Source organism: Vibrio genomosp. F6, from assembly GCF_005146325.1.
GTDB lineage: Bacteria > Pseudomonadota > Gammaproteobacteria > Enterobacterales > Vibrionaceae > Vibrio > Vibrio cortegadensis.
Genome location: NZ_SYUT01000012.1, coordinates 23341 through 36062 on the forward strand (window position 1 = coordinate 23341; position 12722 = coordinate 36062).

Here is a 12722-nt window from a genome sequence, read left to right on the forward strand (position 1 = left end):
ACACCTTAATAATAAGCACGGGCCATTTGCCCTTTACCTAATACTGAATAGTTTTCTGTAGCAGCGGGAAGGGCTACGGACTCTCCCTTCATTACCAATCGACTTTCTGAGCCCACTATTACCGTAACATTACCTGATAAACAAAATAATATCTCTGCAGAAGATACTGATATATCAATACCTTCATTCGGAGTTAAGATATCAAACTTAAAATCTTCAACAGAAATAGGGTAAACTTCTCTCCCTTCGATATTTTCTGGCTTCATTGTGAGTTCAGAAAAAGGAATTGGCTCAAACTTGGTATTATTTACTAACTCTTCCACATCAATATGCTTTGGTGTCAGACCCGCTCTGAGAACATTATCTGAGTTTGCCATGACTTCAATCCCTAATCCGCGAATGTAGGCATGAGGAGTTTCAGCATAAAGAAACATTGCTTCACCAGGCTTAAGCTCAATAACGTTCAAAAATAAAGGCGAGAATAACCCGATATCTTGCGGGTACAGCTTTTGAAAACGCTCAACGAGCGCTGCCTCTTCAGGGAATTCACTACCATTTATTTTTAATGAGGAAATTAACTCTGAAATTGCTTTGTGTTTTTTCTCACCATTTAATGAAAGTAATGCTGAAAAAAACGCTTTGAGGCTCGTTGAACATGGTTTGTCTTTAAAAGGAGTAAAGATGTCTTCAATAGAAGCAATACCCAGATACTCAAAGAATGTAACGATGCTCTCAAATTCTCGAAAGCCATTCATCGCTAAATAGGGTGTAATCGCATAAACCAATTCTGGCTTATGGTTGTCGTCCTTATAGTTACGACTTGCCGCATCGAATGGTATTGCTTTCTTATTCTCGAGAGCAAAGCCTTGCACAGCCGCAGATTTAGAAGGGTGCACCTGCATCGAGAGCGGTTCTTCTGCTGCGAGAATTTTCATAAGAAAGGAAAGTGAGGAGGTAGATACCTTTGTTTGTTTACCTAACCAATATTCAGGGTTCTGAGTAATCGCATCACACAAGCTAACATCAATATCGTTAACAACAATACTAGAACTGGCTAGAGGATGAGCCCCCATCCAAAGCTCCGCTTGATGTTCAGAAGTTGGATTATCAATCCCAAAGTAATCATGAATCGCAGTTCGACTCCCCCAGGGGAAGTTTTTTATTGTGTTCTTTAACGTGTAAATCATAGAAAATGGCTCTCAAAAAAGTAGAGCTACGTCTTAATCACATAGCTCTTCTCTCGGTTATTTATTAGGGTAAGCTAAATTAATTGAATCTTATTTAGCACTTGCCCGACTAAAACAATCGCCTCTCCCATTCGTTCAGCTTCCGCATAGCAGCGAAGCTCTGGCGCATTCCCAGACGGACGTAAGTGGATAATAGTATTATTCGATAGTTCGATTCTTAGACCATCCGTGTTATCAATAGAGGCTGCATCAAGGTTTTCAAAGCCCAGTTTATCTAATAGTTGCTCAGTATTCTCGCGACCACTCTCTAATATCGATAAACTCTTCTCCGTTGCAAAGTTTTGAATGCGGTCACTATGTGTAAAGCGCTGTGGTAAATTACTTACCAAACTTTCGACCGATGATTTTTTCGCAAGGAAAAGTAACATTAGCGCTGGCAAAACTGCGTCCCGGGTTGGCAACGCCTTCAGAGTCCTTCCATTCACCAATACATCACTTCCTAGCAAGTATCCGCCGTTAGCTTCAAACCCTGCAATTCTCTTATAGGTTTTTGCTAATTCAGAAAACTCAGCGATAACATAAGGAGAACCAATACGAGTTTTAGAAACAGCTTTGAATCCAGGAGACTCTGCGATAATAGTGTTGCAACTTACAGGTATTGCTAATGCATCTACTTGAAGCGCTTTCGAACAAAGCAAGCCGAGGATATCACCTCTCAACCACTCACCATTTTCATCGGCAACTAAAGGACGATCGCCGTCTCCATCGGTAGAGAAAATAAAATCTAAATTATACTGCTTGGACCAAGACCGTGCTTTCTCTTTGTCAGACTCAGCTACAGCTTCAGTATCAATTGGAACAAACTCATCAGTACGTTCCAATGAAATGACGTCAGCTCCAAGCGATTCAAAGAGCCCTTTATAAATATCTCTCCCTGCGCTTGAATGCTCATAAATACCGACACGCTTTCCTGCTAGTAAATCTGCGTCAAACAATTCGGTATAACGCGTTAGATAAAGCTCAGCCGCTCGAAAGTCTACCGTTAACTTAGGCAGCTCATTGATAGCACTAAAGTCAACTTTTTTAGCTAAGATTGCTTGTTCATCTGCTTTAGTGATCTCTCCATCAGGACGATAGAACTTAATTCCATTGCGATCAAATGGGATATGAGATCCAGTAACCATGATACAAGGCATATTGTCTTGCATTGCGGTAAACGCCAGAGCAGGGGTAGGTATAACACCGTAGTAAATGGCCTCTACACCTGCATCAGTAAGCGCTTGAATTACAGCGCTTGCCATTTCTGGGCTGCTAGGGCGATTATCAATTGCCACAGCCATTTGAGTAAAAGAAAAATTGCTACGCATTGACGCGACAAATGCGTGAGTAAATGCGGCACAAACGTCCGATGTAAACTGAGTGACGAGCCCTCGCGCACCACTAGTACCAAATTGAACGCCTGAAGCACTAAGCACTTCACTACTGATTAATTTTGTTGTCATCATTTCTATCTCAATAGGTAGTTAGTAGTCGCCGCCAGACGCAGATGCTTGGGTATCAAAACGAACAATATCGTCTTCTTCTAAGTATGAACCTGAACGAACTTCAATAAGCTCTAAAGGCACCTGTCCCGGATTTTCTACAGAGTGCGGAGTCCCCACCGGAATATAAGTTGATTGGTTTTCAGTTAGAAGAAAGGTTTCATTACCTTTTGTCACTTTAGCCGTACCTGATACAACAACCCAATGCTCAGCTCGGTGGTGGTGCATCTGCAGTGCTGTTTTTTCTTTTGGCTTAACCAGTACTTGCTTCACATGGTAACGCTCACCCTCAGATACCATCTCATGGGAACCCCATGGGCGATATACCTCTTGATGTTGCTGACACTCCGCTCGGTTTTGTTGTTTTAGCTGATTTACTATCGACTTTACATCTTGAACCTTATCTTTATCCGCAACTAGTACCGCATCTTTCGTCTCTACAACGATGAGGTTTTCAACACCAACGGTAGCAACGAGTTTATTCTGTGAATAAATGTAACTATTCCGAGTTTGTTCAGTTAACACATCACCACGAGTTGCATTTCCCTGTTCATCTTTGTTATTAACTTCCCAAAGCGCTGACCAAGAACCAACATCACTCCAGCTTGCATTCATAGGAACGACAACCGCTTTTTCAGTTTTTTCCATTACCGCAAAATCGATTGATTCATCTGGGATCTGTGAGAACAATTCAGATGACATGCGGATAAAGTCAAGGTCATCAAAATGACTATCATAGGCACTTTCACATGATTTTAAGATATCTGGTCGGAACTTCGCTAACTCTTCAAGGTAAGTCGATGCTTTGAATAAGAACATACCGCTGTTCCATAAGTAACTACCATCCTCTAGATACTGCTTTGCCGTTTCGAAATTAGGCTTTTCGACGAAACTATCGACGCTAAAACCTCGACTTTCATCCGCAACGGTAACTGTATCGCCGGTTTTAATGTAGCCATAGCCTGTTTCTGGCGTATTCGCCTTGATACCGAATGTAACCATATCACCACGTTGCGCATAAGGAATTGCAGCTTGCACCGATTGATGGAAAGATTGAGTATCTTTAATCACATGATCAGCAGCAAGAACCAGCATCAACGCATCTTCACCTGAAGTTTGGTTTGCAGTTAGGGCAAATTTGGCTGCTAGAGCGATAGCAGGAGCAGTATTACGCCCAACGGGCTCTAATAGTATTCCACTATGGTGGCTATCAATACGGCGAAGTTGTTCAGCAACTAGGAAGCGATGTTCTTCATTACAGATAACAAATGGAGCATTATGCTCTAGGCCAACCATGCGACTAAGCGTTTGTTGAAGCATGGTTTGCTCACCGGTGACTGCTAGAAATTGTTTAGGATATTTCGCTCGAGATAGAGGCCATAAACGGCTACCTGAACCGCCAGCCATAATTACAGGAATAAGCATAGTCAACTCGTTGTTTTTAATTAGGTGATGTTTTAGTTATTTTTTAAAGTACCATTTGGTATGAATATGTACTTTATCACTGGTCAATAGTTCATCTTGTTTATACCAGTGGTAACGGGAATGCTGTACATTCGTAGGTAAGTTCAATTCAGAGCGAATGACAACAAGCTTATAAGCGATCGCGACGTAATGAGTCGTAAATGCATTGCCAAATACATTGTCACCATAGAGGTGAGTATAAGGCCCTAACAGTATAGCTTGAGAGAACTGAAATTCATGTCCAAGCTCCTCTAAAGTTAAACGAGCAAAGGCATCTTCAAGCTTTTCATCCTTAAGAATGCGACCGCCGGGAACGAACCAGAAACCTTGAGCGGGACGATTTAAACGTTCTCCAAGTAAAATTTGACCACTTTCGTCCTCAATAACTAAATCAATTGAAACTAATGGCGTACTTTCAATTACTTCAGAGAATCGTTGTTTACTTAAAAACATAGGCTTTGTTTGAGTCCTTATACTAGCTCTACCCTCGGTACTTTAACCGCGATAATTTTCCTGATTTTCTAGGAACCACTGGTAAGTCATTGTTAAACCATCTTCTAGACTCGTCTTAGCTTCCCACCCTAAGCTCTTCAAACGTGAAACATCCATTAACTTACGAGGCGTGCCGTCTGGCTTCGTAGTGTCAAATTCAATTTTGCCTTCAAAGACTACCACCTTTGCCACAGTCTCAACGAGCTCACGAATAGTGCAATCGACACCGGTACCTACATTTATGTGACTGAGCATTTCTTGGGTATTCTCTTGATATACCTCTTGAGCGAGGTTCATCACATAAATAGAGGCTGCCGCCATATCATCGACGTGCAAAAATTCTCGCTTCGGTTTGCCGCTACCCCACGCCACAACTTTACTGTCAGCATTTAATTTCGCTTCATGGAAACGTCGTAACAACGCAGGAATAACGTGAGAGTTTTGTGGGTGAAAGTTATCATTCTCACCATACAGATTTGTTGGCATGACTGAACGATAGTTGCGACCATATTGGCGGTTGTAAGACTCACACATTTTAATACCTGCAATCTTAGCGATTGCGTAAGGTTCATTAGTTTCTTCTAGAGTGCCCGTCAATAAAGAGTCTTCACGCATCGGTTGTTGTGCAAACTTTGGATAGATACAAGAGGACCCCAAAAATAATAAATCTTGAACACCATGTAGATGCGCAGAGTGAATAATATTGTTTTGAATCGTCAAGTTTTGGTAAATAAACTCAGCAGGGTACGTATTGTTGGCAACAATTCCACCGACCTTCGCAGCCGCAAGATAAACTTGATCAATATGGCTAGCTGCAAAAAATTTATCGACAGCGAGCGCGTCAAGCAGGTTGAGTTCATTACGCTCCCTAGTGATAACTTCTACAGAGCTGTTTTTAGATAACTGGCGAACAATAGCAGACCCAACCATCCCTTTATGACCAGCTACAAATACTCTTTTCATACTAGTACCGATAATTTAAATAGAAAAAGCAGAGCCCGAGTTAAAGAGCTCTGTAATATAAACGAATCAGTTTTACTGCATAATTAGCTTTCTAGAGAGATAGCAACGTCAAAACCGTACTCTTTTAGAACTGCGTGTTGCTTTGCTTTGTCAATATCAGACGCGACCATTTCTGAACACATCTCTTCGACTGTGATCTCTGGAGTCCAGCCAAGCTTGGCTTTCGCTTTACTTGGGTCGCCAAGCAGTGTTTCTACTTCTGCGGGACGGAAGAATCGAGGGTTTACTTTTACAATGACATCACCAACTTTTGCTTTTGGTGATTTTTCTTCATCAATAGCAACAACAGTAGCGATCTCGTCAATACCTTTACCAGAAAACTCAAGTTCTATACCCGCTTCCTTCGCTGACAAACGAACAAACTCGCGTACAGAGATCTGCTTACCAGTAGCAATCACAAAATCTTCTGCTTGATCCTGCTGCAGCATCATCCATTGCATGCGAACGTAATCTTTAGCGTGTCCCCAGTCGCGCAACGCATCCATATTACCGAGTTCAAGACAAGATTCCAGGCCTTGAGAGATGTTAGCAATAGCACGAGTAATCTTACGGGTTACGAAAGTTTCACCACGGCGCGGTGACTCGTGGTTAAACAAAATACCATTACATGCGTACATACCATATGATTCACGGTAGTTAACCACAATCCAGTATGCATACATTTTGGCTACAGCATATGGAGAGCGTGGATAAAAAGGAGTTGTCTCACGCTGAGGAATTTCACGAACTTCACCATACAGCTCTGAAGTTGAAGCTTGATAAAAGCGAGTTTTCTTTTCCAAGCCGTTGATACGAATAGCTTCAAGAAGACGAAGGGTACCCATACCATCTACATCAGCAACATATTCTGGGGACTCAAAAGAAACAGCCACATGTGACATCGCACCTAAATTGTAAATTTCATCTGGTTGGATTTCTTTAACCAATCGAATCAAGTTTGAAGAATCCGTTAGGTCGCCATAGTGCAATTTAATGTTAGCGCCATCATTTACCAGCGCATCAATACGTTCTGTATTGTATGATGATGCTCGACGAATAAGACCATGAACTTCATAACCTTTTTCAACCAAAAGTTCGGCCAGGTATGAGCCGTCTTGACCAGTAATACCAGTGATAAAAGCCACTTTTTTTGACATTCTTAAAATTCCTCAATCAATCTGTCTACACGTTCAACGTGATTTTGTATAGAGTTAACTGTTAATATTTTTTCGTAATTCTTTCTTATCATTTCAGAATCACGATCTTCTATCGCTTTTTTTATTTCTTTAAATAAACTAAAAACATCCCTTGGTTCAGCAAGATATGCTTCTTTATCATTTATATAACTTGGAATATAGTTATGTTTTGTGGTTACTACTTGGCAACCACACCCCATAGCTTCAAATATAGATAACGGTTGCGCCTCGGTTTTATAAAAAGTTGGTAAGCAGAATATATCCGAATCAAAAAAAACTTTTTTCTTTTGAGCTCCCTGAATCACACCTCTATATTCTATAAAATTAAATTTTGACATAAGAATTTCAAACTGATTTTTTATTTTTATCTTTGATAAAAAATCATCGGATGCATAATCCCCACAAACAATCAATTTAACATTAAACCCTGATGAGTTTAACTCTTCAATTGCAGAAACAAGATGCGTTATCCCTTTTGAATACATTATATTGGACATGTACAATATTTTAATTTCATTCCCTTTCAATATTGATTTGCATTTTTCATTTAACTCAATGGATGAAATGTTAATTTGTGAAAAGTTTTCCACAATCTCAATTTCCATGTTTTTATAATTAGAATATTGTTCAACCATAGAATCAGTTAACACAATTGATTTATCAACACACCGATAAACATAATCAATCAATCGTTTTAATTTACTACTTTCCCTAAATGATACAAAGTCCGCACCATGTAGATGATTTACTATTTTCCCTTTGCATATACATTTAAAAAGTAGCATAAAAACGCTATCGGAAATAAAACCAAAATTGCTTCTAGAAGTAGTTATGTACATTACAGTAGCATTATTTGTTGCAATAAAAATAAAAAAACTGAAAAACAATCTGAGCCTAGACAAAGATTTAGCAATTAAGCTTTTTCCAAAATCAGTGCTCGTATCAAAGTACACTGGTTTGAATTTGCTATTCCTAACATAGGTTTCAAACGCAAGTGACTGCCCTGTAATTGGCTCTGGGATAGGCCCCACACAGACTAACATTTGTATCATTTCCTTAAAAAAAACTTCACTCCACTAATGGCAAAGTTATAAAAATACACCCAAGCATAATATAGATAATAATGCTTCTTCCACAACCGATTTGATTTTAGAGCCTTTATTCTTTGACTTATAGACAACCATCGTTTGGTATCAGAGACTCCACCAGAAGAAATGCATGCAACAACGAAGTCTAAGGGCCTAAATCTAACTCCATGTGCATGAAGTCTGATTGACTGTTCGAAATCTGCTGCTATTGAATAGCTTTCATCAAACTTATATTGAAGGGCTATACTTCTACGCAATAAAAGCGATTGATGACAGTAAAACATAGTCTTCCAATATTTTTCAATGGTTGAAACTCGTTTTTCCTTGTTATCGTCTACTTTAGCATGACCATAATACGCATCAAACCCATTTATCAAAGACAACACATCTATTATTTTTTTAACAACATAAGCGTCAGAAAAAACATCACCAGAATTGAGGTACAGTATATATTCACCACTAGCTAACTCCATACCTTTATTCATGGCATTATAAATACCACTGTCCGGCTCTGATATATATATATCTACAACATGAGCATTACTCTTGATGACTTGAACACTTTCATCACATGATCCACCATCGACAACCACATACTCAAAATCGCATTTTTTTTGCGAACTAACAGAATCAATAGTTCGTTTTAATGCATTAGATTCATTGTAATTAATTGTAATAATCGATACTTTTATTTTCATTTAAAAAACCCAACTTTAGTAACATATAGAAAACAGGTATAAATATTAGTATCTGGTAGCCCAAATCAGTGAAAAATGGACGTTGAAATAGGCATAGAGTTAATATCAAAAAAACCATAAACCTTTTTCTACATCCGAAGGAAAACAGGAACAGAACCAGGTGACAAAAAATTTGAAAAATAAGCCAGATGACCCCTCCTTTATATAGAGGTGTTACAGGTGAAGAGGATATATCGCCATGTTGACTACAAGAGTAAACTGCTGGGCCATGACAATAATAATCACCAAAAAGCACAATTCTTGTATTAACAGCATCTAGAAAATTAGAAATTTGACCACTTCTATTGTCGCCTGCGAACGTTCCATTAGAAAAATTAAACCTTTCATAAAAAAAGGCGAATTCTGGCTTGTCGAAGCTAATAATTATCAAACAGAGGACAAAAGAGGTAATACCTATAAGAGATAACACTGACTTATAATTAAATTTCAGACTAAATAAAACATATATACCTAAGACCAGAACATGCATTAGGCTAAACGTAATCAATCCGAGAGTAAGAATTGTAGTAGTCACTTTTCGCCCCTTACCTAAGATGACTCGGCATACTGCGACCACCGTCAAAAAGAAAGAAAACGCTCCAGGTTCATCGTAAATGAATGAAGGTCGCATAATTCCATTTGCTAACCTAAAATTAGTAAAAGAACCAGGAAAAATAACATTAATTTTTCCATTTGGATTAGGAAAGGTAGCGAGCTCAGGGTAACCCATAAATGAATATAAAAAGGCAAATATCGCAAAGCCGCAAGCCACTAGTGAAATTACAGACCATACGTCAACTATTTTGCTAAAAATCACTTTATCTTTGGCAATATACAGAGAAAGGACTAAAGCAAATGGCATTGCAACGTTTCTATTAAAAATAATATTATTATTGAGTGCGAGAGAAATAAAACAAACTAAGGACAAAAAAACACAAATTGCGAATACATCAAAATATAGCCTACTGTAACCCTTACTTGAAATTATAAAAAATGCAAGAAGTAACACTGGAAGGTATATTGATGTTATAGGTACCCCCCAAAAACCCGAAATAAACGGGCTCCAAGAAAAAACCGTTAAATATATAACAAGGAAAAGTAAAAATTGACTACCTACCCCCTGCTTACTAATTACCGACGACTTCATAATATCTGTTCAACATAGCTCTTAGTAATTAACGAAGGTGAAAACCTAGACTTTGATAGATAAGCACAATCTTGTGTCAGCTTTTCTGATCGATTTTCAAGAACCCATTTCAAACCCTCAACAAGATCTTTAATATCATACGGTTCAGCTAAATAACCAGTTCGCTTGTGTTTAATAATATCCGTCTGACCAGTAACTCCATAGGCAACGACAGGTAAGCCACAATATAATGATTCCAGAATTGTTTTTCCAAAAGTTTCCATGTGGCTTGGCATAAGAAATACGTCGGCGCTATTATACAGTAAATTAAGCTCGCGAGAGTCAATAAAACCATGCTGTGTAACTACCACGTTACTTTCAAAATATTCATATATATTCTCCTGTATTTTACCAAAGATTACAACTTCCAAATTATTTTTAATCTCATTACTTAATAAATTTACAGCTTCAACTGCATCTCTAAATCCTTTATAAAAATCATTGATATTTTGAGCTCCGATGAGTACAACATAGCGGTCAGAGTGATAAATTCCTTTTCCCGAGTCCAAGTAAAAAAGCTTTGCATCTATAAAGTTAGGCACTAGAATAACATTTTCAAATATACCTTGAGTTTGTATTTGTTCCTTAATCCAAGCACTAATACCAATAGCGCAAATACCTTTCTTATTTATGATTTTCTTTTTGTAATTGAATACAAATTTAGACAAGAGCTTTTGAGGCGTAGTTTTAGCTAATGGGCAATTAGAGCAATGACTGAAGTAATTGATACATTCCAAACTATAGTGACACCCAGCTGTCATTGGCCACATGTCTCTCACAGTCCAAAACAATTCGGCTTTAATCTTACTAATTGAATATAAAGATATAACCCCATCATTTATCCAATGTAAATTGACTACGTCTGCCCTTCTGACAATTGGGTGGTTATGAAGGCTATATCCTAGTAAACCATTAGAAAAAACTTGAGGTATTCCTCGTAAAACAACTATGTTAATTAGACGGTTAACCAGTCGAATTAACCAATTTAATACCTTAAATTTCTTACTATTTAACAGATATATTATGTTCATTCTGTTGTCTTGACCAGTATCGTTAACTAGTAAGTAAGAATCAACACCTTGTCGTAACAGTTCTTTGTGGAGCCAAAGGGCCCCCAAAGCCGCACCACTATTTAATTTTCCGCCTACTATATGAACTACTTTTTTCAAACTTTACCTCTTAAATATGAGATTGAATATTTATGCCACTCAGTATCACAGACTTCCTTTTCTAATGAGTTGTAAATGGCTGTTTTTAGGTCATTATCATAAGGAGTACAAAAGCCCAAAAACTCTTCATTTTGAGGTAAAAAACTAGGAGTAACTAGTTTTTTCTTTTGAGAAATAGCTTCAGAAAAAACGGCTGTACCTTTACCTTTATCGTAGTTAAAATCTGATGAATTAAGTGACAACAAAATATCGCTTTTAGATATTAAATAATCAATTTCACTCGTTGTATAATCATCCTTTATAAAAGTAACTATCCCTTTATTATATAGTTTAGTGTAGACGTTCATTGTATCACTATGGTTAAATCTGATTCTACCTATCTGGACAATTTCAAATTTATTAAAAAATTCATCACTAAGACTAAACAAGCAGTCATAATTGCGTCTTTCTGAATCAAACTGGCCAACCAAACCAACTATTCTTTTTTTTGTTACAATACGTATATTTGACTCATTTCTAATATCTAACAAATCTGGATAATAAACATAGCTTACGATACACTTAGACTTACAATTCAATTTTGAGCGAAAGTAATCCATTTGTGTATAGGACTCGAAATGTAACTCTTTAACATTTTTAATCGAATGCTTCAAAAATGAATTTTTTTCATAAATGTGTGTGTTTTTAATATACAGTGTGATTTTTTTTCCAAATGTATGAGTTACAAGAAAAAACAGAAACTGTATAAGTTTATCATAGTACCTACTCCCGTATTCAGGAGCAGTCAACACTACTACATCTTTACCTTTAACCAAAAAACCTAACATTAAGAATAAAATTTTCAAACTGCTTAGCTTTCTTGAAAATCTGTGTATTCTGCGAAACTTTCCAGTAGCAATATTTTCGTGTCCCGCTAAAACAACTGTTTCACTCTCACCCCAATAATGACTTGCATGAATCATTTGCTTGAAGTGGAATCCAAAATCAACTATTAACATTTATTTTAATCTTTTCCTGTTTCACTTACTTTTGATAGCACGGAAAAATCATGAACATCCCCGTCAATAAAGGCTTGCCAGAACCTTCAAAAGGTACTTCGAATCCATCGCACACATCGCTCTTTTGTGTTTAATACTTGCTTTCAAAGTCGTTTCACTCTTCAGCATATTTAAACACATCTGTCTGATCCTTGCGAAATTCTCAGCACTCTCTTCCGCTCGTTTTCGGCAAGCATCTTCGCCAAATGCCGTATCTAGACTCAACTAACCAGTGCGAACGCGTTGCATTTAACAATTCCTTTGCACTTAAATCTTTTGAACTAATGTAGTATCTCACCGTGATTTCTGACTCTTTCGCCACGGCACGGAAACCGCATGAACATCACCGTCACGTAAGGCTTACAAGAACCTTACTTAGGTAATTTTCATCCATTGCGCAGTTCATCCGTTTACGTTTAATGCCACCTTTAAATGTGGTTTCACTCTTTAACAAATTCAAACACATCTGCCTGTTCCTTGCAAAAGCCTCTGCTCGATCGTCCACTCGAATGCGAGAGTTGTCCTCACAAAAAGCAGTATCAAGCGACCAATGCATTACTTCTACGCCCCAGTGAGAACGTGTCGCACGGAAAAATCATGAACTTCCCCGTCAATAAAGGCTT

11 protein-coding genes and 2 pseudogenes are annotated in these 12722 nt (G+C 37.9%); all 13 read right to left on the bottom strand.

Annotation, left to right across the window (positions count from 1 at the left end):
• Positions 1-5: 5 nt before the first annotated feature.
• A complete protein-coding gene (gene manA, locus FCV43_RS03230; RefSeq protein ID WP_136994000.1) occupies positions 6-1187 on the bottom strand; it encodes a mannose-6-phosphate isomerase, class I in 1182 nt (393 codons plus the stop codon).
• Between the two features lie 74 nt (positions 1188-1261).
• A complete protein-coding gene (locus FCV43_RS03235; RefSeq protein ID WP_136994103.1) occupies positions 1262-2689 on the bottom strand; it encodes a phosphomannomutase in 1428 nt (475 codons plus the stop codon).
• 21 nt (positions 2690-2710) lie between these two features.
• The gene (locus tag FCV43_RS03240; RefSeq protein WP_136994001.1) at positions 2711-4153 is read right to left on the bottom strand and encodes a mannose-1-phosphate guanylyltransferase/mannose-6-phosphate isomerase; all 1443 of its coding nucleotides are present in this window, start codon (positions 4151-4153) and stop codon (positions 2711-2713) included.
• A gap of 36 nt (positions 4154-4189) precedes the next feature.
• The gene (locus FCV43_RS03245; RefSeq protein ID WP_136994002.1) at positions 4190-4645 is read right to left on the bottom strand and encodes a GDP-mannose mannosyl hydrolase; all 456 of its coding nucleotides are present in this window, start codon (positions 4643-4645) and stop codon (positions 4190-4192) included.
• A 42-nt stretch (positions 4646-4687) separates the two neighbouring features.
• Positions 4688-5647, bottom strand: coding sequence for a GDP-L-fucose synthase (gene fcl, locus FCV43_RS03250; RefSeq protein ID WP_136994003.1), 960 nt, complete (start codon positions 5645-5647; stop codon positions 4688-4690).
• Positions 5648-5730: 83 nt separating this feature from the next.
• A complete protein-coding gene (gmd, locus tag FCV43_RS03255) occupies positions 5731-6843 on the bottom strand; it encodes a GDP-mannose 4,6-dehydratase (protein ID WP_136994004.1) in 1113 nt (370 codons plus the stop codon).
• A gap of 2 nt (positions 6844-6845) precedes the next feature.
• A complete protein-coding gene (locus tag FCV43_RS03260; RefSeq protein WP_170961595.1) occupies positions 6846-7925 on the bottom strand; it encodes a glycosyltransferase family 4 protein in 1080 nt (359 codons plus the stop codon).
• Between the two features lie 5 nt (positions 7926-7930).
• Positions 7931-8668, bottom strand: a complete 738-nt coding sequence (locus FCV43_RS03265) for a glycosyltransferase family 2 protein (RefSeq protein ID WP_136994006.1) — start codon at positions 8666-8668, stop codon at positions 7931-7933.
• Positions 8637-9569: a hypothetical protein gene (locus FCV43_RS03270; RefSeq protein WP_136994007.1), complete on the bottom strand. Its 933-nt coding sequence runs from the start codon at positions 9567-9569 to the stop codon at positions 8637-8639. The genes FCV43_RS03265 and FCV43_RS03270 overlap by 32 nt, the downstream gene beginning before the upstream one ends.
• Before the next feature lie 281 nt (positions 9570-9850).
• On the bottom strand, positions 9851-11062 hold the full coding sequence (locus tag FCV43_RS03275; RefSeq protein ID WP_136994008.1) for a glycosyltransferase: 1212 nt from the start codon (positions 11060-11062) through the stop codon (positions 9851-9853).
• Positions 11059-12060 carry a hypothetical protein gene (locus FCV43_RS03280; protein ID WP_136994009.1) on the bottom strand — a complete coding sequence of 334 codons (1002 nt, stop codon included), beginning with the start codon at positions 12058-12060 and terminating at the stop codon, positions 11059-11061. The genes FCV43_RS03275 and FCV43_RS03280 overlap by 4 nt, the downstream gene beginning before the upstream one ends.
• Before the next feature lie 63 nt (positions 12061-12123).
• Positions 12124-12397 (bottom strand): annotated as a pseudogene (locus FCV43_RS20600) (transposase); the annotation flags it as partial.
• Positions 12398-12448: 51 nt separating this feature from the next.
• Positions 12449-12685: pseudogene (locus tag FCV43_RS03295) on the bottom strand (transposase); the annotation flags it as partial.
• Positions 12686-12722: the final 37 nt, after the last annotated feature.